Annotated in this window: 23 protein-coding genes and 1 riboswitch; of the genes, 6 read left to right on the top strand and 17 right to left on the bottom strand. The window is 65.4% G+C overall.

The window, feature by feature from the left end:
* Positions 1-7: 7 nt before the first annotated feature.
* The 10 genes from AC1VNY_RS09860 to AC1VNY_RS09815 are packed head-to-tail and all read right to left on the bottom strand — an operon-like array spanning position 8 to position 8,192.
* The gene (locus tag AC1VNY_RS09860) at positions 8-652 is read right to left on the bottom strand and encodes a hypothetical protein (RefSeq protein ID WP_482404999.1); all 645 of its coding nucleotides are present in this window, start codon (positions 650-652) and stop codon (positions 8-10) included.
* Complete coding sequence (gspM, locus tag AC1VNY_RS09855) at positions 652-1,212, bottom strand: type II secretion system protein GspM (protein WP_482404998.1); 561 nt, start codon at positions 1,210-1,212, stop codon at positions 652-654. The genes AC1VNY_RS09860 and gspM overlap by 1 nt, the downstream gene beginning before the upstream one ends.
* Positions 1,209-2,282, bottom strand: a complete 1,074-nt coding sequence (locus tag AC1VNY_RS09850; protein WP_482404997.1) for a PilN domain-containing protein — start codon at positions 2,280-2,282, stop codon at positions 1,209-1,211. The genes gspM and AC1VNY_RS09850 overlap by 4 nt, the downstream gene beginning before the upstream one ends.
* Complete coding sequence (locus tag AC1VNY_RS09845; RefSeq protein ID WP_482404996.1) at positions 2,282-3,196, bottom strand: type II secretion system minor pseudopilin; 915 nt, start codon at positions 3,194-3,196, stop codon at positions 2,282-2,284. Before AC1VNY_RS09845 ends, AC1VNY_RS09850 begins: the two co-directional genes overlap by 1 nt.
* On the bottom strand, positions 3,196-3,903 hold the full coding sequence (locus AC1VNY_RS09840; protein WP_482404995.1) for a PulJ/GspJ family protein: 708 nt from the start codon (positions 3,901-3,903) through the stop codon (positions 3,196-3,198). The genes AC1VNY_RS09845 and AC1VNY_RS09840 overlap by 1 nt, the downstream gene beginning before the upstream one ends.
* On the bottom strand, positions 3,900-4,310 hold the full coding sequence (locus AC1VNY_RS09835; protein ID WP_157788057.1) for a prepilin-type N-terminal cleavage/methylation domain-containing protein: 411 nt from the start codon (positions 4,308-4,310) through the stop codon (positions 3,900-3,902). Before AC1VNY_RS09835 ends, AC1VNY_RS09840 begins: the two co-directional genes overlap by 4 nt.
* On the bottom strand, positions 4,285-4,749 hold the full coding sequence (locus AC1VNY_RS09830) for a type II secretion system protein (RefSeq protein WP_050386340.1): 465 nt from the start codon (positions 4,747-4,749) through the stop codon (positions 4,285-4,287). The genes AC1VNY_RS09835 and AC1VNY_RS09830 overlap by 26 nt, the downstream gene beginning before the upstream one ends.
* Before the next feature lie 15 nt (positions 4,750-4,764).
* Complete coding sequence (gene gspG, locus AC1VNY_RS09825; RefSeq protein WP_482404994.1) at positions 4,765-5,280, bottom strand: type II secretion system major pseudopilin GspG; 516 nt, start codon at positions 5,278-5,280, stop codon at positions 4,765-4,767.
* An 18-nt stretch (positions 5,281-5,298) separates the two neighbouring features.
* Positions 5,299-6,510, bottom strand: coding sequence for a type II secretion system F family protein (locus AC1VNY_RS09820; RefSeq protein WP_482404993.1), 1,212 nt, complete (start codon positions 6,508-6,510; stop codon positions 5,299-5,301).
* Between the two features lie 5 nt (positions 6,511-6,515).
* Positions 6,516-8,192 (bottom strand): GspE/PulE family protein, encoded by a 1,677-nt coding sequence (locus tag AC1VNY_RS09815; protein ID WP_482404992.1) that lies wholly within the window; start codon positions 8,190-8,192, stop codon positions 6,516-6,518.
* Between the two features lie 336 nt (positions 8,193-8,528).
* Here AC1VNY_RS09815 and gspD point away from each other — a divergent pair, with 336 nt between their 5' ends.
* Both gspD and AC1VNY_RS09805 read left to right on the top strand, forming a co-directional pair.
* Entirely contained in the window at positions 8,529-10,916 is a 2,388-nt protein-coding gene (gspD, locus tag AC1VNY_RS09810) for a type II secretion system secretin GspD (RefSeq protein ID WP_482404991.1), read from the top strand.
* 76 nt (positions 10,917-10,992) lie between these two features.
* Positions 10,993-11,466 (top strand): tetratricopeptide repeat protein, encoded by a 474-nt coding sequence (locus AC1VNY_RS09805; protein WP_482404990.1) that lies wholly within the window; start codon positions 10,993-10,995, stop codon positions 11,464-11,466.
* Positions 11,467-11,473: 7 nt separating this feature from the next.
* On the opposite strand, the gene AC1VNY_RS09800 is transcribed toward AC1VNY_RS09805, so the two are convergent.
* The 6 genes from AC1VNY_RS09800 to AC1VNY_RS09775 all read right to left on the bottom strand — a co-directional run bounded on the left by AC1VNY_RS09800 (position 11,474) and on the right by AC1VNY_RS09775 (position 20,744).
* Entirely contained in the window at positions 11,474-12,973 is a 1,500-nt protein-coding gene (locus AC1VNY_RS09800) for a PepSY domain-containing protein (RefSeq protein WP_482404989.1), read from the bottom strand.
* Between the two features lie 2 nt (positions 12,974-12,975).
* Complete coding sequence (locus AC1VNY_RS09795; RefSeq protein ID WP_482404988.1) at positions 12,976-15,258, bottom strand: TonB-dependent receptor; 2,283 nt, start codon at positions 15,256-15,258, stop codon at positions 12,976-12,978.
* A gap of 106 nt (positions 15,259-15,364) precedes the next feature.
* Positions 15,365-15,560, bottom strand: a riboswitch (cobalamin riboswitch).
* A 213-nt stretch (positions 15,561-15,773) separates the two neighbouring features.
* On the bottom strand, positions 15,774-16,697 hold the full coding sequence (locus AC1VNY_RS09790) for a CobW family GTP-binding protein (RefSeq protein ID WP_482405066.1): 924 nt from the start codon (positions 16,695-16,697) through the stop codon (positions 15,774-15,776).
* A gap of 1 nt (position 16,698) precedes the next feature.
* Positions 16,699-18,189, bottom strand: coding sequence for an amidohydrolase family protein (locus tag AC1VNY_RS09785; RefSeq protein ID WP_482404987.1), 1,491 nt, complete (start codon positions 18,187-18,189; stop codon positions 16,699-16,701).
* Positions 18,190-18,342: 153 nt separating this feature from the next.
* A complete protein-coding gene (locus AC1VNY_RS09780; RefSeq protein WP_482404986.1) occupies positions 18,343-18,735 on the bottom strand; it encodes a hypothetical protein in 393 nt (130 codons plus the stop codon).
* 152 nt (positions 18,736-18,887) lie between these two features.
* Complete coding sequence (locus AC1VNY_RS09775; RefSeq protein WP_482404985.1) at positions 18,888-20,744, bottom strand: ABC transporter ATP-binding protein/permease; 1,857 nt, start codon at positions 20,742-20,744, stop codon at positions 18,888-18,890.
* Between the two features lie 194 nt (positions 20,745-20,938).
* Here AC1VNY_RS09775 and rpmE point away from each other — a divergent pair, with 194 nt between their 5' ends.
* Positions 20,939-21,166, top strand: a complete 228-nt coding sequence (gene rpmE, locus AC1VNY_RS09770) for a 50S ribosomal protein L31 (protein WP_016845230.1) — start codon at positions 20,939-20,941, stop codon at positions 21,164-21,166.
* A 475-nt stretch (positions 21,167-21,641) separates the two neighbouring features.
* Here rpmE and AC1VNY_RS09765 read toward each other — a convergent pair whose 3' ends face one another.
* Complete coding sequence (locus AC1VNY_RS09765; protein ID WP_482404984.1) at positions 21,642-23,081, bottom strand: DUF1254 domain-containing protein; 1,440 nt, start codon at positions 23,079-23,081, stop codon at positions 21,642-21,644.
* Between the two features lie 411 nt (positions 23,082-23,492).
* On the opposite strand from AC1VNY_RS09765, the gene AC1VNY_RS09760 reads away from it, so the two are divergent.
* The 3 genes from AC1VNY_RS09760 (at position 23,493) to AC1VNY_RS09750 (ending at position 25,774) form a co-directional block, all read left to right on the top strand.
* Positions 23,493-24,521: a hypothetical protein gene (locus tag AC1VNY_RS09760; protein ID WP_482404983.1), complete on the top strand. Its 1,029-nt coding sequence runs from the start codon at positions 23,493-23,495 to the stop codon at positions 24,519-24,521.
* Between the two features lie 52 nt (positions 24,522-24,573).
* The gene (locus tag AC1VNY_RS09755; protein ID WP_482404982.1) at positions 24,574-24,918 is read left to right on the top strand and encodes a hypothetical protein; all 345 of its coding nucleotides are present in this window, start codon (positions 24,574-24,576) and stop codon (positions 24,916-24,918) included.
* Between the two features lie 115 nt (positions 24,919-25,033).
* On the top strand, positions 25,034-25,774 hold the full coding sequence (locus AC1VNY_RS09750; RefSeq protein WP_482404981.1) for a phosphotransferase enzyme family protein: 741 nt from the start codon (positions 25,034-25,036) through the stop codon (positions 25,772-25,774).
* Positions 25,775-26,613: the final 839 nt, after the last annotated feature.

Below are 26,613 nucleotides of genomic sequence, written 5' to 3'. Positions count from 1 at the left end.
TACGCAGTCACATCTGGCGCCGCGCGGCCAAAGGCTTCCTCTCCGTGCTGACCGGAACGAGGCGGACATCGCCGCTCTCGTCAGCACCGGGCTGAGGCAATGTGAGCACTGCCCCCTGATCGTCCTTCTGCATCGTGACTTCGCGTCCGTTGATCGTCCGCAGCTTCCAACCCTGGAAGTCATCGCCGATCTTCAGCCGCAGCGCCGTCTTGGTCGATTGATCGAGAAATATACCGAAGCTTTCGTCATCTCCCGCGATCGTGCCGACCAGCGACAGCGGCGGTGGCTCGATCGCGACCTTGCGCGGCGGCGCCGGCGCTGGCTTGCTGACCTCCGGTTCCGCAACGACGGCAGGCGGAGGCCGCCGCGACGGCGAGAACACCGGGCGGTCGCGCGTGTTGGACAGCGTCTTGAGCGGGATGCCCCATAACGGATTTGCGCTGAGCGGCCGGGGCGTCGGTGCCGGCGACGGGGCCACCCGGACCGACGTCGCCGGTTCGGACGGTGGCGGTGAATTCAGCACCGGTCCGCCGAGACGGGTGTCGTCGAGCATCCCGGCGTCCAATGCATCGCCGGATGCGGCAGGCACCGCAGCCGGCGCCGAATAGGCCGACACCGCCAACAGCACGATGGTCGCTGCGAAGCGTCGCATCATTTGGCTCCTCGCCATTGTCCGGAGACGCCGAGCAGCACGCGCAGCTTGCCGGGATCGGTGCCCGCGGCCTCGTCGGCGACGGGTTGCACGACCAGCTGGTCGATGAACAGGAACGGCATGCCGGCTTCCAGATCGTAGAGCACCTGCTGCAATTGCGCCTGCTCGATCTCGCTGCTCGCGACCATGCTGATGAAGCCGGCCTTGGCCGGTGCGTTCGGAACATCGAGCTGCGTCGACAGCACGTTGCCGCCGGCCTTGATCACCGCCCCCGACACACGTTGCAGCAAGGTGGCGCCGGCCACCGTGACGGTCGCACCCTCGAGATAGGCCGAGCCGGTCGGCATTGCGGGTTGACCGGGCGCGGTATTCGCCCTGGATCGCCCCTCCAGCTGCTCCAGCATTCCAGCCGCTGCCGCGACATCGCTGCGCAGGCCGATGATGTCAGAGAGCGATGAGATGACGGCAAAGAGCAGCAGCACGAAGAGGCCGAGATAGCTCGCGGTCGCGACCATTGGCGAGGTGCTGACAGCCGTCAGCGATCGGGATGCTGCGCTCATGAGCCGGACCCAAAATAGGCTGAGATGTTGGCCTCGACGTGGAACCGCTCGGCCGATTCATTCGCCGCGCGCGTCGTCGGCGCGAAGAACGTCGCGCGAGTGAATTGCGGTGACTGCTCCAGCAACCGGATCAGGGACGGCGCATCCTGGGTCAGTCCCGCCACCTGCACCTTGTTGCCCTCGATGCGGAGCTCCGTCACATAGGTCGTGTCCGGCAGCACGCGCGAGACCGCTTCCAGAACCATGACGCTCGACGGCGTCGTCTGCTTGCGCTTGGCCAGCAGGCCGAGCCCGGACGAGTCGCCACTGGCATCGAGACGCAGCGCGGCGCGGCGCTGCGCGATCCGGTGTTGCAAGTCGTCCTGCTCGGATTGCAGCCAACCGCCGAGATAGATGTTCAGCAGCAGCGAGACTGCCGCCGCGGCCGCCGTTGAGGCCAGGCCGACGCGCAACAGGCGCGGAACCGAAGGCCCGGCAAGGCCGCGCAGCGGCTTGTCGAGCAGCGTCACCTGCTGCGCGGCGCCGTCGCCGCCAACCGCCGGCGCAGCGACCGCGATGGAGGCGGCGCCGAGCATCCTCGCCATCCGGATCAACGGATCGACCTTCGTCGCAGCGGTCGCGCCGAACGCCACTTCAATGCGGTCATTGGCGATCGGCTGCGGCGAACTCCAGCCAAAGACGGCATCGCCGGCGCTCCATGGTGTCAGCCGGTCGACCTGCGCGCGGATCATGCCGTCGAGGAAGTCGCTTGCCTGGCTCGGGAAATCGAGCACGCGGCTGACGATCTGATCCGATCGCAAACGCACCTCGATGCGGCTGCCGTCGAACGCGGTCTTCCAGTCGGCTGGCAGCGGAGGCTGCGGCACGTCGTGATCGAGCCCGAACGAAACCGGCATCGAAGGCGAGCCGTCCTTCGAGACCGCGAGGCGGGCGGTGAACGTGCCGTCGCTATTCTCGTCGAGCTCGATGCTGCGCCGGCGCATGAACCTGCCGGCGACGCCGTCGACGGCGGTCGCGACCGCGCCGATCCATTGCTCGAACCATTGCCGTGCCTCGGCAAGCATTGCCATCATCCTCTCTTGCGGAGCAGAACCGGGTTTCGCGGCTCGACATCGTTTTGCCAGGACAACACCCGATAAGGCTCGACCTTGTCGCCGAGTGCGATCACCGCCTCGGATGTGGTGCGGTGACCGTTGCGGAAGCGGATCGAGATTGCGATCCGGTAGCACGGGCTCTGCGCCGTCGATGCCGCGCTTTGCTGGTTTGAGGCCTGCGTTCCAGCAGCAATTCCATTCGGCGAAGCCGGACGCGCCCCGAAGCCGTCCTGGTCCTTCCCCGATGCCTTATCGACGGCGAGAGCGACTTCCGGCGCGGCTATGGTCGGATCAACATCCGGACCGCCGTTGAACACCGTCACGAACGGCAACACGCGATCGACAAACGCTTCGGGAATGCCGGCGACCAGCGCCAGCTCGTTGACATGGCTGAACAGCCCCTGCCGCGGCGAATAGCCCAGCGCGTTGTAGCGCGCCGCCTCCACATTCTCGCTGCCCGGCGCGGGCCGGGTTCGCCAGCCGACGATCCGGTCGGCGTATTCGCTGGCGGCGTCCTTTCTGGCGCCGAGCACGACGAACAGGCCGATCAGCATCTCCTTCGATGCGTAATTCAGATCCAGACGGCCGGCCTCCGACGTGAAGGTGACACCGACGCTGGCATCGTCCAGCCCGAACTGAAACGTCCCCTGCTGCGGCCTCGTCTTGTCGTCCGTCAGCGTCAGCTGATAGGCGGTGAGCTCGAGCCCGGCCGACACCAGCGCCTCGGTCTGCAACGACAGGTCGCTGGCCGCCAGCGCCCGCGCCGACGCGGCCAGATAGGCCGAGAAGATGATCGCCAGCGACGACAGCGCCAGCAGGATCCAGAGCACGGCAACGATGACGAAGCCGCGATTGGCCGGCGATCGGCCGGTATTCCCGGACGCGCGCATCACGTCTTCCCCTGATCGGTAGCACTGCCGGAACTCTGCTTGTCGCCGCAATTGCCGTCCGGCTTGGTGCAGTCGCTCGGAATCTGGACATGGACCGGCGCGATAGTCGACACCGACAGGACGCGCTGGCTCGCCGCATCGCGCACGGTCAGCCGGATCATCGTCGGCAGCCTGTCGGCGTCCTTCCACGCGCTCTTCCATGCCCGGTCAGCGCCGGCATAGGCGAAGGACAGTCGATAGGGCGCGCGCAGCAGCACGACCGGGCTACCGAGATGGACCTGCTCCGACAGCGACACCCCGTCGGCCAGCGGCGTGAAGCGCGTCTGCGTGCGAACCGTGACGAACTCGCCGCGATCGCTGACCTCGCCAAGGCGCACCACGTCGAGCCCCGGCCCGGCATTCGGTCCCACCGACGTGCGCACGAACATCACGGACAGTTCCGATCCGTCGAACAGCGGCTTGTGGCTGTCGCGGTTGGCGGCAACGAATTCCGCGGCGGCAAGATCGGCGCCGATCCGTTCCAGCGCGATCCCGATCAGTTCGCTGCGCTGGATCCGGTCGAGGCCCCTGTTCCAGCTCGGCAGCCATTGCGCCGTGATGCTGGCGAGCGCCGACAGCAACAGCCCCATCAGCGCCAGCGCGACAATGGTCTCGATCAGCGTGAAGCCGCGCTCGCCCGTTCGCCGGTCTGCCCATGCCCGGGTCATTCCGACGACCTCGGCATCAGGCGCACGGTGCGAATGTCGGACAGCGCGCCGCCCGGAGATTTGACACGAATCCGCACCAGCTCCGGGGCCCAGGGCACGTTGCCCTCGGGCACCTTCCAGTCGCCGCCGAGCGGAGCGACGTCGATGGTCCAGCGGTAGCCTTCCGCCTGCCCTGTCGAGGTGCCCGACTGCAATTCCGCGCGGGGCGGAATGCCGACCGTCATCAAGGTGCGCACCGCCTGCATCAGCGCCACGTGCTGCTCCAGCGCTCGCACGCCGCGCGTCTTGACGCCCATGACGGCGCCGATCGCAACGATCGAGACAGCCACCAGCGCCAGCGCCACCAGCACCTCGATGATGGTGAACCCCGCATCAGCGCGGTCAGTTGGCGGCGACGTCGCGAGCAACGATTTCTACCCTTCCGGTAAGCCAGTTGACGCGGACCTCATATCCCGCATCGAGCCGCGTCAGCGCGATGGAGCCGCCGCAGGAACCGCCATTGGCGAAGAAGCGGATGGTCGACAGTGCGGCGCGGCGCTGACAGCTCTGCGGCAGCACGGCATCGAACCGCACGTCCTCGGGGATCCGCACCGTCATGCGCGACGCGCCGGAGTGGATCACCCGGCTCGGTGCATCGACCAGCGTCGCAACGCTGGTGCTGCGCTCGATCGCCGCATTCCGATCGGCCTTCAGCAGCGTCGCGGTCTGCAGCGCATAGGCCTGCAGGCGCGATCGCGAGGTCTGGTGCGGAATGAACGGAAGCAACACGGCCGCCAGCAGCGCGATGATGGCGAGCACGCACACCATCTCGAGCAGGGTGAAACCGCGCTGCGTCGCGTCACTCATGCTTGCCATGCATCCTTACTGGTCGTTGTTGGCCGCGGTGGTCTTCTCGAGCGAGATGTCGGCGGAGGTCCCGCTGCCGCCCTCCTGACCATCGGAGCCGTAGGAGACGATGTCGTACGGTCCGTGCTCGCCGGGCGAGCGATAGAGATAAGGGTGGTTCCAGGGATCGTTCGGGACGTTGCCGCCCTTCAGATACGGGCCGTTCCAGGCCGCGACCCCCGGCGTGCGCCGGACCAGCGCGGCAAGCCCCTCAGCCGTGGACGGGAAGCGTCCGGCGTCGAGATAGAACAGGTCGAGCGCGCTGGAGAAGCTCTGCAGCTGAATGCGCGCGGTCTTGACCTTGGATTCGCTGAGATAATTGAGCACGCGCGGGCCGATCAGCCCCATGATGAGGCCGATGATCGCGATCACCACGAGCATCTCGACCAGCGTGAAGCCCTCCTGCCCCGAACGCCTCTGGCCTTGCGACGGTGTGCGGGCGCGTTCCGCTCGCGTGGCGAATTCCTTTATGATGCTGTTGCGCGATATCATGGCCGATGACCCCCTGCTCTAACCGACTAGCTGCGTGACCGAGAGCAGCGCCGTCATGACCGACACGATCAGTCCGCCGACCACGGTGCTGATCGTGACGATCGCCAGCGGACCGACGATCCCGACGACGCGGTCCAGGCTGCGCTGCAATTTTGCTTCGTAGAATTCCGCGACCCGCCCGGCCAGCACCGGCAGCTGCCCGGTCTCTTCACCGAGCCGCAGCATGCGGACCGCCATCGGCGGCAGGCTGTCCGCCACGGCGAGTGCTTCCGATAATTTGCCGCCGTGACGGACGCGGTCGGCGGCGGCGGTCCAGTTCGCCTCGCTTCCGGTCACTGACATGATGTCGACCAGGATGCGCAGCGCGGCGGTGAGGTTGACGCCGCTGCCGAGCAGGACGCCGAGATTGCGGCAGAACAGGCTGGCGCGGTAGAACTGGAAGGCGCTGCTGATACCCGGCACGCGCGAGATGGCGTTGACCAGGGCGGCGCGCACGCGCGCCTGACGCAGCAGCCACCACGCGAGCGCAATCGTCGCCGCACTGATCAGGCTTGCCGCGGTGGCATTGGCGCGCAGGAAATCCGACACCGCGATGAAGCTGGCGAGCGCGGTATCCGACTTGCCGCCGAAATCGCCGAGCACGGTCGAGAATTGCGGCAGCACGAACAGCAGGAAGAACAGCATCACGCCGGACGCCGCGACCAGCACGAAGGCCGGATATTGCATGGCGTCGGTCAGCTTGCGCCGCATCTGCTCGGACCGCGCGCGCTCGGTCCCCAGCATCTCCAGCACGGAATCGAGCGTGCCGGAGATTTCTCCGACCCGGACCAGAGCGATGTACATCGGCTGGAACAGAGTTGGATGATCCGCCACCGCGTCGGCAAAGCTCTCGCCGGTGAGGAGGGCGGCGCGGATTTTCGTCACCACCGGACGCATCCGGCCGACATCGGCGTCGCCGGACAAAAGCTCCAGGGCATCGTCGAGCCGCGCGCCAGCCTTGAGCAGCAGCGCGAGATCGCGCGTGAACGTGGTGACCTCGGCGGCGCTCGGTCCGCCGAACAGGCTGCGGCCGCCGGCGGCGCCGGATGCGCGCTTGTCCTCGGTGGTTTCGATCGGCAGCAGCTTGAGATATTCGATCCGCCGCGCCACCTCGGCCGCGGTCGGGGCGGAGATCGTGCCGTTCACGATCTCGCCGGCCTGGGTCAGAGCGCGATAGCGATAATTCGGCACGGCGTTCACCGCACCGTTGCGACGCGGAGGATCTCGGCGGGCGAGGTCAATCCGGCGCGGCATTTCGCGACCCCGTCATCGAGCATCGTGGTCATGCCCTCCCGGATCGCCATCGTATCGATCTTCAGCCCGTCGGTTCGCTCCCCGATCAGTTCGCGCAGTTCATTGGATAGTTCGAGCAGTTCGAACACGCCGAGGCGGCCGCGATAGCCGGTCCCGCCACAGCGCTCGCAGCCGCACGGCTCCCGAACGATCTCGTCGGCCCGGAACCCGAGCGCGGCGAGCCGGGGATCCTCGGCAAAATCGGCCGTCGCCAGCGGCCGCGCCGTCTTGCAGCGCTCGCAGAGTTGCCGGACCAGACGCTGTGCAATCACGCCGCGCAGCACCGAACGCAGCAGATAGCCTTCGACCCCGAGGTCGAGCAGACGGGGCACTGCGGCAGCCGCCGTCTCGGTGTGCAGTGTCGTCAGCACCAGATGCCCGGTCAGCGCCGCATGCACCGCGACATGCGCGGTCTCGGAGTCGCGGATTTCGCCGACCATGATCACGTCGGGGTCCTGGCGAACGAACGACCGCAGCGCGGTGGCGAAGGTCAGGCCGATCGCGGGCTTGATCTGGGACTGGTTGACGCCGGGAAGCTCGTATTCGACCGGATCCTCGATGGTCAGGATCTTGCGGCTGGGCTCATTGAGGATCGACAGGATCGTCGCCAGCGTCGTGGTCTTGCCGCTGCCGGTCGGTCCCGTGATCACGACCATGCCGTGCGGCAGCTTCAAGAGCCGCCGCAGCTTGGCTTCGTCGGGCTCCGAGAACCCGAGCTTTTCAACCACCAGCAGGCCGCGATCCTTGGGCAGGATACGGATGACACAGGATTCGCCGTGCTGCGTCGGCATGATCGCGACGCGGATATCGATGTCGGTGCGACCGGCCCGCAACCGCGCCGCGCCGTCCTGCGGCAGGCGGCGCTCGGCGATATTGAGATTGGCGATGATCTTGATGCGCGAGACCACCGCCTGTGGCAGCACGCCCGACAGCGCGGCGACCGGCCGGAGCAGGCCGTCGATCCGCAAGCGCACCATCAGACCGGCGGAAAACGGCTCGATATGGATGTCGCTGGCGCGAAGCTCGACCGCCTTCTCGATGAGATCGTTGACCGCGCGCACCACCGGCGCGCCGCTGGCGAGATCGCGCAGGCTCTCGATGTCGTCTTCCCGGGGCAACGCCGCCGCGCTATCGGCGGCCTCGGCCTCCTCGGCGCTGGAAGAGTTGTTCAGCGCGATGGCGACGTCTTCAGACGAAGCCACTTTCACATCGATATCAGCGCCAAGCACGATCTGTGCCGCCCGCAGCGTCGCCTGGTCGGTCGGATCGACGACCGCGAGCACCGTGGTCCCGTCCGCCGCCCGGCACGGATAGACCATGGTCTCGCGCAGGAAGCGCGGCGAGAACGACCCGACCAGCGGCTCGGCCGAGGTCATGTCCTGGAGCGTCAGGCGGGGAAGCGCAAAGAAGCGCGCGGCTTCGTCGGCGAATTCGGTCGGTGAAAGGCTGGCGACCTCCCACAGCTTCAATTGCCTGACGTCGGCGCCCTGCCCGGTCCGCTCAGCCGGCCCCTCGATCGGCGCCAGGTGATTGTTCTGACGCAGATAATCCACGAACCGAACGGACAGGTCGTTGGCCATTCTCGATATCCCGCCACACTATCCCGGATCAGTTCGTGCCAAGTGCCGCTGCGTGCCGTCGTGTTCGGCTCCCGGCAATTGTGCGGTTATCGATCCGAAGTGTGACAGCTGTGCGAAGTCACATCCTTCGTCCCGCTCAAGAAACTTTGAGGGTGGCATCGCGGACACAAGCAGCGCGCCGGCTGCACTATTTAGGTGCGATGCGATGGGCAGGTCGCGAACGACAATCATGTAACCAATTTATTTCTGTCATGTTCGATCGCTAAGAGTCCCTCCGGGGTAGGACCGATCGTCGCAAGCAATCGAAATTTCAGTTAGTCAAAGCGAAGGGCCTTCATGCAACGCGTAGGCACAGTGGGCCGCTGCCCGACGATCCGTGGCGGCCTCGCAGCCATTTTTGCCTTGACGTCACTGGGGTTGTTGGCGTCCTGCAATTCCGCGACGGTCGGCGAGAGCGTGGACGCATCCCAACTCGACGTCACCGACAAGGTGCGCTCGCTGGATCTGGCGCAGCGCCAGCCGCAATCGGTGAACGCACAAGCGGCGACGAGCGGCAGCCAGAGCGGCAGCGTCCGCGCGGCGATGTATGACGGAAGCGAAGTCACGGCCGTCGCCGACGCGCGGCCGCAGCCGACATCCAACGGCAACGGCTTCGATCTGAATTTCGAGAGCACGCCGGTGGCGACCGTCGCCAAGGTGGTGCTCGGCGACATCCTGCATGTCGGCTACACTATCGATCCGCGCGTGCAGGGCACGGTCAGCCTGGTCTCGGTCCGCCCGGTGCCGAAGTCCGACATGGTCTTCGTGCTTGAAAACGCACTCCGCCTGAGCGGCGTCGTGCTGCTCAAGGATACGGCAGGCTATCGCCTGACGCCGCTCGGCGACGCCGTCGGCGGCGGCCGCGTCGATGCCGCGGCGGCCAATCCGGAACCCGGTTTCGGCATCTCGGTGGTCCCCCTGCAATATGTGTCGGCGCAGACCCTCATGAAGCTGACCGACAGCTTCGCCACCAGGGCGGGCGCGATCCGCGCCGACACGACGCGCAATCTGCTGCTGATCCAGGGCACCGGCGCCGAGCGCCGCACCGCGGTCGATACCGTACTCAGTTTCGACGTCGACTGGATGCGCGGCCAATCCGTCGGCATCTTCCCGATCTCGAGCGGCTCGCCCGCACCTGTCATTGCCGAGCTGGAGAAGATCGTCGATTCCGGCGAGAACGGCCTCAGCCAGAACGTCATCAAGTTCATGCCGATCGCGCGCCTGAACGCGGTGCTGGTGGTGACCAAGAAGCCCGACATGCTGCACACGGCCGCGACCTGGATCAAGCGCCTCGACCGCAACGATACGGCGCGCACCTCGGTCCATGTCTACCGCGTCAAATACGGCGATGCGCGCCAGATCGCGCGGGTCCTGACCGACATGTTCCTTGGCGGATCGTCCGGCAACCTGCTCGACAGTGCCGACAGCCAGCTCGCGCCCGGCTCCGGCACCTCGTCGACCTCGAGCGTCGCCGACCGTCTGTCGCTCAACAACAACAACGGCGCGAATTCAGGCATGAGCGGCTTCGCATCCCGCGGCACGTCGGGGACAGGCGCAACAGGCCAGGGCCTGGGCCAGGGATTCGGCGCCGGCGGGCAAGCGAACAATCCCAACAATCCGGGCCAGGGCAACAACGCCGCGCTGGATGCCGGGCGCGGCGCCGGCGGCGGCAACGGCCAGCCCGTCATGCAGGACGTCCGGATCACGCCCGATGTCGTCAACAACAATCTCCTGATCTATGCCGACCAGGCCAACTACCGCATCATCGAGTCGACCCTGCTGCAGATCGACGAGCCGCAGCTCCAGGTCGCGATCGACGCAACGATCGCCGAGGTCACGCTCAACAACACCCTGTCCTATGGCGTGCAGACCTATCTCACCAGCCAGAACCTCGGCCTGAAGCCGAACACCGGCTCGATCCTCGGCACCCAGGCCACTTCCGCGCCCGCGACCACCACGGACGCGACCACCGGCGCGGTCTCGGTCGCGGGATCGCTCACCAATGCCTTCATCAACCAGAGCTTCCCGGGCTTCAACTTCCTGATCGGAAATGCGACGCAGCCGAGCCTGATCCTGGATGCGCTGCATGCCGTCACCAGCGTCAAGGTGCTGTCCAATCCCTCGCTGGTCGTGATCAACAACCAGGTCGCGACGCTGCAGGTCGGCGACGTCGTCCCAGTCTCGACCGGCAGCGCGACGGTGCTGACCACGAGCAACACGGTGGTCAACACCATCGACTATCGCAACACCGGCATCATCCTGAAGGTTTCGCCCCGCGTCAGCGTGAACGGCACCGTGCGGCTCGACGTCGAGCAGGAGATCAGCAACGTTCCCCAAAGCAGCGGCAGCACGGTCAACCTGACGCCGACGGTTTCGGAACGCCGGGTCAAGAGCCAGATCTCGGTCGCCAACGGTCAGACCGTGCTGCTGGCCGGCCTGATCAGCGAACAGCAGAGCGGCGCCCGCAATGCGCTTCCGGTGCTCGACCAGATTCCGGGCCTCGGTGACGCCTTCGGGCATCAGAGCAACGGCACCCAGCGTACCGAGCTGATCATTTTCATCCGCCCGCAGATCATCCGCAACGGTTCCGACGCCCAGACCGTGGCCGAGGAGCTTCGATCGAAATTGCGCGGCAGCATCGCCACGACATCGACCAATGCACCGATCACCACCAGCTATCACTGAGCCGGGCAGCAGGGTGCGCCGCATTCTCGCACAACGGACGCGCCTCTCGGCTTGGCTTGCGATCGTGGCTTGGGCGATGACCACCTCTGTCGCGAGCGCCGACAGCGTGGCGCGCGGATCGGCCGCCTTCCATCGCGGCGACTATGTCCGGGCGGCTCGGGAGCTCGCGCCGGCCGCCGAGCGCGGCAATGCGCGCGCCCTCGGCATGCTCGGCTTCTTGTATGAGCACGGCTTCGGCGTGCCGCAGGCCTATGCAGCCGCCGCCGACTGCTACTATCGCGGCGCCGTGCAGGGCGACCCGTTTGCGCAAGCCCAGCTCGGCCTGATGTACGACAAGGGTCACGGCGTTCCGACAGATTTCGTGCTGGCCTACAAATGGCTCAATCTGGCCGCGGCCCGCTCGAACGGGCGGCAGCGCGATGCCTATCTCCGGTTCCGCGATGCGGTCGCATCCAAGCTCTCGACCTATGAGATCATTGCCGGTCAGCGGTTTGCACTGGAATGGGCCCCCGATCGGCCGGCGCCGGACGTGCACCTGACCGTCAAGTAATCGCGGCTTACGTGGACTTGCGCACGAGGCTCGCCGACACTGGCCTCGCTCGCACCTTGCGCCGCCGCAACCGGCGCCAGCCGATCACGATCCCGCTGATCGAGATAATCGTGCCAGCCGCCGATAGCAGCCACACCACGACGTCGCGCGCCGGCGAGATGCGTAGCAGCAGCGGGAAGTCGAGGCTGTGCAGCGCGTTGAACAGCCAGCGGTAGGACCGGCGGCTGTCGTCGCTGCGGTCGAGGATCTCGCCGGTGACGGGAGAGATGTGCAGCCAGGTGTGGGCGGGATCGTCGAAGCCGATCCGCAGTACCGGCAGCTCGCGTGTATGGTGCAGCGTGTACCAGTAGGCGTCGGGTTCATCGAGCTGCCGCGCTGATGTCATTGCAGCGCCGGGCATTGCGTGTCGGGCGGCAGCGATGATCTCGTCGCGCGAGAGGATCATCTGCGCACCGGTCACAGGGTCGGCGATGCTGCGGCCGCCGTTACCGTCGTCGAGCAACATCAACCCGTGTCCGCCGATCCAGACGAAGCGCGCCTCCACCGCCGGCATCGATGGCGACGACTGGAAGCCGGCGACGATGTCGGGCGTGTCATGGCCGCTATAGCCGACCGCGATCTCGCGGGTGACGCCGCGACCGGAGAACGCGCCGCCGGGATTGAGCGACAGCCAGCCGCTGAACATCCAGGTCAAGACGCAGATGCCGCCGATCAGGCCGGCGATGTGATGCCAGGCCATCCAGCCGCGATAGGGCGAGACGGCGCCGCTCGCGTAGCGGCGCGTCAGCCGCAGGCGCAAAATGCCGATCCAGAAGCCGGTGACCGCGACGACAAGACAGACCCCCGAGATCCACAGCACCACATCCCGCCACAGCGGGCCCTCCTTGCGCAACACGGTCGGATAGATCCAGTGCGGGATCGAACCAAGCCAGTTCCAGATGCGCTCGGGACGCGTGGTGTCGAGCGCGATCTCGCCGCTGCGCGATGAGACATAGAGCTCGGTGCCATCAGGGTCGCCGAGGCCGATCAGATAGAGCGGCCGCAACGGATCGAAGCGCGCCGTGACCGACCATTGGTCGCGCGTCACGGTGTCGAGCAGTTGGGGTTGCACCGCGCGCGGATGATGGCGTGCGATGGCCAGCGCCTGGTCCGGCGTGATGCGGTCGATCACGCTGCCATCGGTCGCCGAAATCGTGATCGTCCCTCCCTTCCACCCGGTGACGCGATAGACGGGCGTGTCGCCCATCATCGCGAGCCGCAAGTCACGCGGATAACGCTCCACGTCCGCGATCGCCATCGCGCGATCGGGTGCGAGCTGCACCTTATTCCAAGGAATGACAGGGAGCGCGGCGAGGCGCTCGCTGTCGGTGAGGCGCGGAAAGGCCACGTACATCATGACGAGGCCGGTGATGAACCACATCGCGAACAGGAGACACGTCGCAATGCCGATCCAGCGATGGACGATATAGAGCCACCGCCGCCCGCGCCGGATCACAGCGTTGCGCATGGTCAGAACTTCACGTTGACGGACAATTCGGCCGTGCGCGGCATGCCGAGCAGCCACTGCCCCGTGCCGTTCGAGGTCACCGCGTAGACCTTGTCGAACAGATTGTAGAGGCGGAACGCGACCGTGGTTCGGTCATCCGGCTTCCACTTGACGCCGCCATTGACCACGTTGTAGCCCGGCCGCAGCTGGGTGTTGGCGAGATCGGAGTACATCGCACCGACGATCTGCACGCCGCCATAGACCGACCAGTTGGGCGCGAAATCCCACGTCAGCCAGACGTTCGAGACCTGCTGCGGCACGTTAACCGGGACATTGCCGTTGAAGCTGACGATCTTGCCACCGACCACCTGGCTGTTGTTGTCGTATCTGGCGCGCAGCAGCGCAAGATTGGCGTCGACGCGCCAGCCGTCGCTCAGCGCGAACCCGATCGATCCTTCGACCCCGCGCGATGATTGCTGGCCGATCTGCAAAGCCAGGCCGCCGGTGGGATTGCCGGGATCGGGAATCGTGAGCCCGGTCTTGACGATCTCGTAGGCGGCCAGCGTCCACTCGCCGCGGCCGTCCCAGAACGCCTGCTTGACCCCGATCTCGGTCTGCTTGCCGGTCGCAAGCTGGAAGGTTTTTTGCGTCGTCGACAGCGAGATCAGATTGCTGACCGGATCGACGCCGACCGCATACTGACCGTAGAACGCGAGGTTCTTGATCGGCTCGTAAACGAGGCCGGCGCGCCAGCTCGTGCCCGATAGCGTCGTCTCAAAACTGTTTGCCGGCGTCTTGTAGTCGGTGCGGTCGACCTCGGGGCGGTCATACCTGACCCCGGTGACGAGCGACAATTGATCGGTCAGCGAGAGCCGATCCTCGGCGAACAGCGCGTATTGATTGACGATCGCGTTGAAGCCCGGCGTGGTCGCCGTCGTCGTCGCGAAGAACGATCCCGGATCGAACACGTAGGGATTGACCGACGACGCGCCGCCATAGGGCGAGTTGTTGATATGGGTGAAGTCGATCCGGTTGACGTCGAACCCGGCGACGACCTGGTTCGCAAGTCCGAATACGTGACCGCTGACGGTCGTATCCATCCGGTTGCCGAGCTGCTTCTGGTCGTGGAAGATCTCGATATAGCTCGTGCGATCGATCAGCTGGGTCTTCGGATTCCAGGTGTAGTTCTCGATGTCGCGCCAGTGCCGCTCGCTGGTCAGGTAATACAGCGTGTTGTTGACCTTGATGCCGTCGGCGACATCCCACTCGGTCTTGAACCGGGTCCAGCTGTCCTGATAGCGGATCGCGCTGTCCGATGCGTTGTAGTTCTTGAAGCGCAGCGCGTCCTGGATCGAGCCGTTGATCAGCGGCGTACCAAAATAACGCGACGGACTGCGGTCGCCGTAATCCTCCGACAGCGTGAAGGCGAGATTGTCCGACGCCTGCACCCGCACGGCGGCGGAGACCACCGCATTCGAGGTCTTGTCGCGATCGACCCAGCCGTCCGACATGTTGCCGGTGGCGTTGACGCGGTACGACACATTGGGATTGATCGGACCGGTGCTGTCCACCGAGAGCCGCCGCGTCATGTTGCTGTCGAGCGAGACCTCGGCCTCGTTATAAGGCGTATTGAGGGGTTTCTTCGGAATCACGTTGATGACGCCGCCGATCGCGCCCTCGCCGTATAGCACCGAGGCCGGCCCGCGCAGCACCTCGATGCGCTGCGTCGACCAGGTGTCGTAGGGGAACGTCAGCGTGCCGGAGCCGATATAGAAACGCGTGCCGTCATACAGCGTCATCACCGAGTTGCTGCCGGAAAAGCCGCGGGTGCTGAACGACAGGCCGCCATTGCCGGGCGCCGGCGTTGCGATGAAGCCGGCCGCGTCCTGGGTGACGGCATCGAGCACATTATGCTGGCCGCGTTCGGCGATGGTCTGCGCCGTGATGATCTCGACGCTGGCGGGCGTCTGCAGCGGCGTCAGATTGAGCCGGCTGCCGGTGCCGCCCTGCGTGGTGGCGTTGAGCGTCGGCGATGCCGATCCCGAAGCGCCTGACGCCGCGGCGCGCGGCGTGTTGCTGGCTGGTGCGGCCGTCGCGGGCCTTGGCCGCGGCCGCGCCGCGGCGGCCACGTCACGGCTGCGCACCGCAGGCTTCGGCTTTGCCGCAGCGAAAGGCGCGACCTCGATCGGATCGAGCCTGGTTGGAGGAGGTGTTTGTGCCGAGCCTTCGGCCGGCAGCAGCAGCGATGACAGGGAGCAGAGAAGACCGAGGCGCCATTTGCGCGCAACGGGAGAGGACGGAGACATGAAAGGACTCGCGGTAACGTGGCACGTCACCGCGAACGCGGACTGGCGCATTGCCCACAAGGCAGTGCTCCGATCCCACCAGGACGCCCCCGCCCGATGTGCTCGCGTGTGACCACGACTGACGGCAGGTCTCCTGGCTCACGGGTCATCGCCTGTCGACGCCTTCCCGGGCCTGATAGCCCAGTGGCAAATTGACGAAAGGCTCGCCGTTTACAGTTGCGGGGACAGCTGCGGCATTGGGGTTACCCTCGCACCGCATTCCCTTTTGATCCCCGAAGGGAACCGTCGGCAAAAACGATAGGTGGTGGCGGCAGGGCTGTCAATTCGATGCGATTGTCGCACACATGCTTTGCGGGATGGTGCTGCGGCGATGACACAGCGATGTCATGGCTGACGCAGAGACTTCCTAGACCCGTCATCCTGAGGAGCCGCGAAGCGGCGTCTCGAAGGATCGACGGCCACCAGCCGGGCCGTCGACCCTTCGAGACGCGCTACGCGCTCCTCAGGGTGACGGATCACTCGACGCATCCCTCCATCACCTCATCAATCTCCGCTCGCGAGAGCGCACCCATCTCGGCGATGAACACGATGCGCGTGCGCGGCACGCCGGGCGACGGCACGCCGCCCGCAGCCAAGGTCGCGCGGCCGCCGGCGAGTTGAAACACCGTCAGCCGCCCGGGCTGCTCCACCGTCTCGAACAATCCCTTCGCCCGCGCCAGCTTCGGCGCCAGTCTGCCGATCGCCTGCTGCAGGCGCAGCAGCACGACGGGCCGCTCCGAGGTCCAGCTCAGCGTCTCGAAGCGATCGGACACCGGCCGTCGCGGCGCGGTCTCGCGCGGCGCCGGCACATGATCGAGATCCGCCGGAAACAGCAGCGCGGCCGGCACCTCGCCATGCAACGCATCAACCACCACGGCCGCGGGACGAATCGCGCGCAACGCGTCGCGGATCGCGGCGCACGCGGCGGCATCGGCCAGATCGACCTTGCTCAGCGCCACCACGTCCGCCGCCCGCAGCTGCGAGCGCAGCAGCGCATCGTTCAGCATCGCCGCAGGCTGCGTTGCATCGACCACGCACAGCACGGTCTCCAGCGGCGCCTCCTTCCAGATCACGGGATCCATCAGGTTGCGCACGATGTCGGCGGGATCGGCGATCCCGCTGGTCTCGATCACGATGAATTCGGGACGCGGATCACGCCGCAGCAGCGTGGCGAGGGTGCGCAGCAGGTCACCCTCCAGCGTGCAGCAGATGCAGCCGTTGCTCAGGCTGACCACGCCGTCGCTGGCGCCCGCGATCAGCTCCGCGTCGATATTGATCGCACCGAAATCGTTGACCACGGCGGCGATGCGCCGCCCTTGCGCATGCGCCAGCAGATGGTTGACGACCGTGGTCTTGCCCGCCCCGAGGAAGCCCGCGACCAGCAGGATCGGGACCGGCACCTCAGCCCCCGGCGACGGGCCGGCGCACCGGCCGGCCGGGACGCGCCGCGACATCGAGCACACCATCGCTGATCAGCGGCTGGCCGCTGACCACGAGATGCCGCACGCCCTCCGCCGGACGATTCATCGCGGAGAAGGTCGCGCGATCGCTCAGCGTCTCGAAGTCGAAGACCACGACATCGGCGTCGGCGCCGACCTGCAGCCTGCCCTTGGCCCGCATCGCCGGCGTGCTCGCCGACAGGATCTCGGCCGGGATCAGCGCGCATTTGCGGATGCCCTCGAGCAGCGACACTTTCTTGCGCTCGCGCACCCATTCGCGGATGAAGCGGGTGAAACAGCCCGCCGAACGCGGATGCGAGGTGGCATCGTCGGGCAGCGGCCAGGCGTCGCCGGTGTAGGGGCGGCCGTCCGACAGCGTCCACGGCATCGCATCGGAGGCGATCGCGCCGCCCGGATACAGCACCGCCATGTCGAGCAGATCGCGATGATGCGCGTTGTTCTCGATGTCGAGCACGTGCCACAGCACCAAGGTCGAGGGCTCTTCGGCCTGTGCCGCCAGCAACTCCTCGCGGCTGCCGAAACGGTGACCATCGGTCACGCGCTGCACCGAATCATAACCGAGGCCGTTGCGCTCCTCGAACTTCGGATCGCTGAAGAAGGTCGCCGCCAGCACGGTCGAGCCGGTTCCGTAGGGATAGGCCTCCACCGTGATCGGCAGGCCCTGCGCCTGCGCTTTCGCGATCAGCGCAACACAGCGTTCGATATCCGTCTTGCTCGACGAGTTGAAATGACAGATGTGCATATGCGCGCCGGTGGCGCCGGCATACCCGATCAGGCGGATATAGGCCTCGGCCGCGCTCTCGGGATCGATCCGCGACATGTAGGCGACGTGGGTGAAGGTCGGCACCGCATGCGTGGCCGCGAGCTGGCACACCGCGGTCAATTCCTGCACGCCGGCGCCCGGCGCATAGGCGTTGAGAATGCCGATGCCGATACCGCCCTCGTTCAGGCCGATCGCGAGGCGGTCGAGGATGCCGCCGACCTCGCCTTCGGTCGCGACGTTTTCGATCCAGCGGCGATCGCGCATCGCGGCGCCAAACGATTCCAGCGAGCTTTCCGAATTCGAACCGGTCATCGCACCGATGCGCGCGAAGGCCCAGTTGGCGGCGGCGCCGTAGTTCAGCACCCTGCCCTTCTCGGCCTGGCGCTTGTACCAGGACGCGACCGGCAGCACGCCGGCCTCGAGGTCGAGCGAGGTCGTCACCCCGTCGAAGGCCTGCATGCGGTCGGCCGGAATGGTCTGGCCATGCGCGTGCAGGTCGATGAAACCCGGCGCCACCACGAGCCCGGTCGCGTCGATCTGCCGCTCGGCGCCGCCGAGGCCGCTGCCGACCGCGGCGATCTTGCCGTCGACCACAGCCACATCGCCGATCGCGTCCATCCCGCTGGCCGGATCCACCACCCGGCCGCCGCTGATCACCAAGCCACCCATCTCGCCACTCCCCGCATTCCGAAACCGACCGGTCTCCTGTCGAGCACAGAGAAGCGCATCGCACTGATCGCAGCAAGCCGGCCAGGGTTGTGGCGACATGCTGTGACGGAATATCCGCCGCGCCGTGATGGCGATTGCAGAGTGAGGCCCTTCCTACGTTCCGGTTGCACGCCGCGACGGCAGCCCGCGCCAGAGATCGGGGCCGGGCTTCACGCGGCTCGCCACGAGTTTCGGCGGCGTGCGGTCGTTGGCGATCGCCGCCTCGACCGCGCGCTTGAGCCTGACATTGTCGATCTGCGCCAGGAACCGCCGGATGACGGCATCCTGATCCGCGCTTTGACCGGAGATCGCCGCGCACAGCTCTGCGGTCGTCCTGCGGAAGAAGTGGAAGGCGTCATCGGCCGCGCTGCCCAGCCGGTCGACCTCGCCGGCCACACCGAGCGCGTGCATCCGATCGTCGTCGTCAAGCGTCACTGCGAAGCGCAGCACGGCAAGCTGCCAGGCACAAAGCAGCTTGCTCTCCGGTTCGGTCGCATTCTCGCGCATCAGTCGAACACCCCGCGCGCCGGACCTCGTTCGGCTGTCGAGGGAGGTCGGGCGCGGCGCGACTATCGTTGCGCGGGAATAGATTTTCGAGGGGAGCGCGCGCCCGATCGCATAGGAATCGCATAGGCGGAGCGCGCCGAGGCCCAATTCGCTCAAATCCCCTCGAACTGCAGCCGCGCCAGCCGGGCGTAGAGGCCGCCCGCGGCGACCAGTTCGGCGTGGGTGCCCTGCTCGACGATCCTGCCCTGGTCCATCACCAGGATGCGGTCGCAGGACAAGACGGTCGCCAGCCGATGCGCGATCACCAGCGTGGTGCGGTGGCGCATCAACTCCTCCAGCGCGGTCTGCACCAGCGTCTCGCTCTCGGCGTCGAGCGCCGAGGTCGCCTCGTCGAGCAGCAGCAGCGGCGCATCGCGCAGAATCGCGCGCGCGATCGCGATGCGCTGGCGCTGGCCGCCGGACAGCGTCACGCCGCGCTCGCCGAGCTGGGCGTCGAAGCCTTCGGGCAGGCGGCGCAGGAATTCAGTGGCATGGGCGAGATCGGCGGCGCGCTCGACCTCGGCATCGGTGGCATCGGGCCGGCCGAACCGGATGTTCTCGCGGGCGCTTGCGGCAAACACCACGGAATCCTGTGGCACCAGCGCGATGCGCGCGCGCGCCTCGGCCGGATCGGCCTGCCGGATCGGAACTCCGTCGAGCGAGATCGTACCGGACGTCGGATCGTAGAAGCGCAGCAGCAGATGGAACAGCGTGCTCTTGCCGGCGCCGGACGGACCGACGATCGCGACCTTTTCACCTGATCGCACCGCCAGCGACACGCCGTCGACCGCGAGCGCGTTGGGCCGGGTCGGATAGGCGAAGCTGACATTGTCGAAGCCGACATCGCCGCGCGCCGGCTGCGGCAGCGCGCGCGGCGATGCGGGCGCCGCGATCTGCGGCCTGACGCGCAGTATCTCGAACAGCCGCTCGGCGGCGCCCGATGCGGCCGAGACCTCGCCCCAGACCTCGCTGAGCTGGCCGAGGCCGCTCGCGGCGAACGCCGTGTAGAGAATGAACTGGCCGAGCCGGCCCGGACTGATGGTTCCGACCAGCACGTCATGCGAGCCGACCCAGAGGATCACGACGACGCTGGCGAACACGATGAAGATGACGATCAGCGTCAGCACCGCGCGCGCCTTGGTCGAGCTGCGCGCGGCCTGATAGGCCTGCTCGACCTCGCCGGCAAAACGCGTCCTGGCGAGCCGCTCGCCGGTATAGGCCTGCACGGTGCGGATCGCATTGACCAGCTCCGAGGCATAGGCGCTGGCATCGGCCAGCGTATCCTGGGCGGTGCGCGACAGCCGCCGCACCCAGCGGCCGAACGCCACCAGCGGAATCACAATGATCGGGATCGCGAGCAACACGAAGCCGGACAGCCGCGGGCTGGTGATCACCATCATCGCGGCGGCACCGAAGAACAGCATCAGATTGCGCAGCGCGATCGACACCGAGGCGCCGACCGCGGACTTGATCTGCGTGGTGTCGGCGGTGAGCCGCGACACCAATTCGCCTGACCGCGCGGAATCGAAGAACGAGGGCGACAGCGAAATCAGATGCGCGAACACGTCGCGCCGGAGATCGGCGACGATGCGTTCGCCGATCGTCATCACGAGGTAGTAGCGCGAGGCGCTGGCACAGGCGAGCACCGCGACGACCGCGATCATCACGCTGAAATAACTGTTGATCATCGCGATGCCTTCGGGCGTGAAGCCCATGTCGATCATCCGCCGCACCGCGACCGGCACGATCAGCGTGGTGATCGCGGCGATCGTCAGCGAGATCAACGCGAGGATCGCCCGGCCCTTGTAGCGCGCCACATAGGGCGCGAGCGCAAGCAACGGCCGCAACCGGGCACGGCTCTTCGCCGGCTCCGTGATCTGGCTCTCGATGAAGGCTTCCTCATCGAGCAACGCGTCGCGCGGGGGCTGCGGGGCGCCGCGCGGGGTCTCAAGCTGTTCGGCTACGCTCATCAATCTAGACCGGTTCTATCGCCCCCCACATAGGCCCGCCGACCCCCCGCTGGCAAATCCGGTAAAGTCCCAATCCGGTGATGGGCTTAGGCCCTTTCTTGGCTTGTTTTGGCGGGCTCCATGGGTTATAGACCCGCGCAAATCCCGTATTCCAGACATCTTGAGACGGGCGCCGGCGCGCCGAAGGAACTGTCATGAAAGCCGATATTCATCCGAATTATCATACGATTAAGGTCGTCATGACCGACGGCACCGAGTACCTGACCCGCTCGACCTGGGGCAAGGAAGGCGACACGCTGAACCTCGACATCGACCCCAAGTCGCACCCGGCCTGGACCGGCGGCACCCAGCAGCTGATGGACCGCGGTGGCCGCGTCTCGCGTTTCCAGAAGAAGTTTTCGGGCTTCCTCAAGAAGGACTAAAGTCCGCTTCGCAATCGCCCCGGCGATCACACGCAAAACGCCCCCGTCACGGGGGCGTTTTTGTTTTTGGGGCTGGTGCAGATCGGCGGGCTGAACGAGCCCGCGATCCTTTCGATGGGTCGTCCTGGCAAAGGCCAGGACGACAGCAAATGTGTGGCACGGCCTCCATCCACAATCGTCGTCCCTGCCTAGTGCGCAATTGCGCACGGGAGCAGGGACCCATAACCACAGGGTCGTGTTGTTGAAGAGGGCTGCGGCCCCAGCGTCGCGCAACTACTCTCACTTGTGGTTATGGGTCCCGGGTCAAGCCCGGGACGACACTGAATGTGTGGCTCGACTTTCGACGATGTCCGCTTCGCTCCAACACCGATCACCCCTGTGCGACCCAGCAATGTCGCGATCGGCCAGGAGCTGACGCATGCAGCTTCCCGCCGACCGGAGTCATTTCGTGAGCAAGGCAATCGCCTATTCGCGGCTATGAACCGGCCTTGATCACCTGCGGCACTTTCCAGCTTCCGTCGATGATCGAAGGCGCAGTGTCCTTGGGCCAGTACATTCGCAGCATCAGGACAAAATCGCCCTTGGGCGCCGGCAGCCAGTTCGACTCCTTGTCAGCACCCGGCGACTCGTTCTGGAAGTAGAGGGTCAGCGAGCCGTCCGGATTGAACTTCGGATTGTCGCGCATGCTGACGGTGAACCTGTTCAGCGGATTGGGAACGAACCACCAGCCCTGGTCGATCATGTACATGGTGAACGACCAGAAGCCGTTGACGGGCGGTGTCGCATCCTTTGCAAACGTCAATGTGTATTTGTTCGCACCGCTCAGCTTCTGTCCGGTCGAGTCCTTCTCGGTATTCGGATAGACCGCGTCACGCTCCTGATTTGCGGGCCAACCGAAGGCCGCCACCACTGCGCGCTTCATGTAATCGGAGGGACCGTAGGTGCCGAGACCCTTCGTGATCGACCAGCCGTCGACGATCCCACCCAGGTTCTCTTTGTTGGCCTCGATTTTCTTCAGAGCGATATTGGGAATGTCTTTCAGCGCTTCCTGTACTGCCGGATCGAGCTTGCTCATCTCGAACGGCTTCCCGGGCACGATCCCGATCTTCGCCATGCTTGCGAGCATCGGTGCATCCGCCGCGGCGGCAGGTGCCGTGGAAGCCATGAGCTTGGCCATCAGATTGAAGTACCCTTCCGTTCCCATGGCGAGAATGACCGTCTGCGGCTTGTCGGTCATGCTGAAGCCCGGATTGGGATTCACCGGAGGCGCGACCGGCGTGTATGGCTTGCCCCACGACGAAAGCGGCGTGATCTTGTATTGCGCCTGTAGCGCGTTGACGGCCTTGTAGTCGGCCTCTGTGCCGTCCGCATAGGTGCGACCGAGAATGACCATGTTGCGCGTCGCCATCGGGAAATGCTTCATGTCCGCCGGCACTTCGCCCTTCCAGCCCGGGCCGGTGAAGAGGTAGTTCGCGGCCTTGCCGCCGGCCGTCCGCTTGCTCGGCGAGTGCTCGGAATCCGACATCCACAGATCGGTGATCTCAAAAAGATAGAAGCGATCGCCCATATCCGGATGACTGAATACCTGCGGCTCGGTAAGGTCGAGCCAGGCAACGGAATACAGCGTATCGGCATTGGGCGCGGAAACGCCACGATAGTCCGCAGGCGGATAGCGAGGAACGTTGACGAACTGACCCGTGGGACTTGTGAACCCCTCGACCTTGGGCACGTTGCTCATCTGCACGCGGGTTACTTCAGTCGTGATCAACGAATAACCGTAAACATAAGCATCGACGGCAATCTGCTGGGCTTCCGCGGGCGATACGGATTGCGCGCTTGCCGGTGCAGTCGCTGTGAAGCACGTCGATACGGCAAGGGTAATGGCGAGAAGAGAACGTCGATCAATCGCGTTCATGAATCCACCTCTTTGCTTTTTTCCGATGCAAAGCTCGGCGCCGGTAATCGGCCCCGCTGAGCACTGAAGCAAATTCATCGAACATCGGCGCAGATGAACGCCGATTGATTCAGATCAACGACATCCGATTTGGGTCAAAGGGCGAATATCGGCAAGAGCCGTTCGAGTTCACTTTGGGCCATGAGCGGACATTGATTGGCCTTCCGCGTTCTCCGGAAAACGGGATAGGCTGCGCCTATGCCGTCCGTGTCCAATTGTTGTGGAGGGACTGGCCAGAAACCTCGCCGCCGAAATTTCCGCGTCTCGCCGCGGGGCTGGCCAGATTGTGCTCCCGACGCCGCAGAACCAGGCACTCATTTCCGCGCGCAAGATTTCGCGTCGACGGACCAACCCAGGACAGGAGAACCAGACATGGCCGCCTTTCAAGAGGTTTTCCGCCGCTCCGGCATCGATGAGCGCCGCAGCCCGCCGGGGATGGTGGTGCCGTTCGGGGGCTCCAACATCGTGGCGCTGATCGACCCCGGAAGAAAGCTCAAAGTCGATCCTAACCCCCATGCCCTCGGGATCAGGGAGATCGATGGCGCCGATACCCTTAGACGCGTCATGCAAGCCAGAGACACCTTCTCCGAACCCGATATCGATCCGCAGCTCAAGGCGGCGTCACTTCCCGCCACCTTCAATGGCGATGCACGGTTCTTCGAAATCAGTGGCCGGATCAAGCCGATTGGCTTTCCCGGCCTGGAGGTGGTGGCTCGGTCGGCCGGCCGGAAGATCGAAGCCAAGCTTCATGTCGCCGTGCTGCCAGAAATCAGGATCAAGGTGGCGTTCCGCAATGTCATGGTTCCGGGGAGCGGCGGCGCTCCGGCGTTTCACGCCAAGAAGCCCTGCAACGAACAAGACGAATTGCTGACGATGAACAATATATGGAGGCCGCAGGCCAACATCCGTTTCGAGCGGGTGCCAAGCGACTGGCTGGTCATCGACGACTCGCAGGCTGCCGTCAAACAGGAGCTCGCCAATGCCACTGGCATGAAGGATGCGAGCCTGGCGACCTTTCCCGATGTGATCGAGGTCGAGAAACTGAAGACCTTCTTCGTCAAACACAAGGCTCAGGGCGCCCATCTGACCATTTTCTGCGTCGATAAGCTTTTGTCCAATGGCTCCTTCCCCAATGGTTCATTTGCTCGATCGCTGGACCTTGCCTTCATCTGCTCGCAACGCGGGCCTAACACGTCTGCCCATGAAGCCGGGCATTTTCTCGGCTACTACTCGAAGAGCGCGAGCAAACCCTGGGACAGCCAGGGCCACACGCTGGAGATCGATCCGAAAACCGGAAAAGAAAACAGGGCGGAAGACATCAAGATGCTGATGCGCGGGGGAGGCGCCGGGTGGAAAATCCCGTTCAATCTCGTCAAGGAGTTCCGCGACTTCCCCGGCTAGCATCCGAAGATCAGACAGACGCTGGAAATCACTCCAGGCATCGAATGCCGCCATGACTGAGTTTTGCATTCAAATTCATCCTCGTCGATATCCTCAGTTGGACTTGGCCAACGTGCTTTCGCAGTTTGAGCACCTGTCCACTGACAAGAGCTGGATACGCCGCCGCTCAACAGAGCGCGGCCGTGACGGGCATGCCTACGTGAATTTGACGTTTGAAACCGATTACCCAAAGCTGTTTTGGCAGCTTCTGTACGAGCAATTCTATCAGACGACCGCTTTGGGACAGTTCATGCGGGCTGCGTCAATCGTTACCTGTGAAGGTCGGCGCGGTTGGGACGATTACCTGTTACTCCATCACTTCGACGCTGGCGTGAGCTGCGACCAGCTTCCCGAATGAATATCCGCTTCGGGTCAAACCGCACACATCACGCCGCGCCGTGATGTCTGCTTTGGGCCGTTGGTGACATCCGCTTAATGTCTTTTGCCGGCCAACGCGATGAGGAGTGCCTTTGATGTCGTCAGCGGGATGGGAGGCACTCCGGCAGTGGGGTGAAGACGTAACTCGCATCGAGCCGCTCACTGGCGGGGTCGCGAACGACGTATGGAGCGTGCGCATCCACGGGCACCGCGCGGTCGGTCGTCTCGGCACGAGGAGCGACGCTGATCTCGCGTGGGAGACCGAACTCCTCCAATACCTCGATCGTGAAGGTCTCACCGTGCCGGTGCCGATCCCGACGATAGACGGCCGGCTGTTCGCGGACGGTCTGGTGGTGATGACATATGTGGAGGGCGGACCGCCCGAGACTGAGGCCGACTGGCGTCGCGCGGCCGACACGCTCCGCCGGCTGCATCGGTCGACGGCGGGCTGGCCGCAGCGCCCGGGCTGGCGATCGTCGACCGACCTGCTGCACGCCGAGACCGGGACGAAGATCGACCTCGGCGCGATGCCATCTGAGGGCGTTGCCCGATGCCGAGCCGCGTGGGCGCGGCTCGCCGGACGTCAGACCTGCGTCGTGCACGGCGACCCCAATCCGCGCAACATCCGCGTGACCGCGGATCGGGTCGCGCTGATCGACTGGGACGAGTCGCATGTCGACGTCCCCGACCTCGATCTGGTGCTGCCCCACAATGCCGCCGGTCTCGCTAGCAGCGCGCACGACATCGCCGCGCAAGCGTCGGCCGCGTGGGAGGCCGCCGTCTGCTGGGACGACGCATACGCAATCAAGCGGCTTGCCGACGTTCGAGCGGTCTAGTGTGGACGTTTCGATCGCTTGAGCTCGGCGACCTTAAACTTCCCCGCGGCCTGCAGGCTGCTGCAAAGCCACCAGGCCCTGTTTCGGTACTCGCCCAGGAACCATTTGGTCTCGACGCAATCGACGTAGGATTTGTAGGTGAGGTTGTCTCGGCACGTCGACGAGAACGGTCCGTGGGTTTGTCCGCCCGTCGACTCGCTACACCCGACCCAAGGATCCTTGCCATGCGGGAGGCTCGATTCGCAGCCACCGTTGCAATTGCTGGCGACTTTCTCCAGCGCGGCAATCCTGCCCAGCACTGAATCCGGTGCCGGCGCACGAGCGGTTGACGATGACGTCTGGGTGGTTCTCGATCTGCGGTGAGATGCCCCTGTGGTCACCACCTGGGTCGGACGATTTGGCCTTGCCACCGGCTTCGGTGCCTCGACCGTGATGGACGGAAGCGGCTTGGCGGGGTCCGTTTGCGACGCTGCCGGGCCGCACAGCCAGACAGTTGACAACACAGCGACGGCTGAAGGCGCGACAAGGCTCGACGGCAATCTCATGACATGGCCCTCCCAAATCCGGGACGGAAATGCCGTCCCGACGAGCGCACGGTACCATACAGCCCGGGGTTGGCTACCTAGGGTTGAAGAAATATCTGCCGGTGCCTCGGGGTCGACATGGCGGCGAGAGAACGCCGACCGCTCGCGCCGTTCCGGCGTCTGCTCCTGGCCCAGGCTGTGTGAGAACCCCTGTAAGTTACAGGTCGAGAACGCCCGGCATCGGTTTAGCGGCTCGATCGGGGGACAAATGAAGGTTCTGAACCCTCTGGCGCCGTTACAAATGTCGCTTACGTC

This window comes from Bradyrhizobium ferriligni (assembly GCF_056837965.1).
The sequence above is the reverse complement of the archived record's forward strand: the minus strand, read 5'-3'. Positions and strand labels throughout refer to the sequence as shown.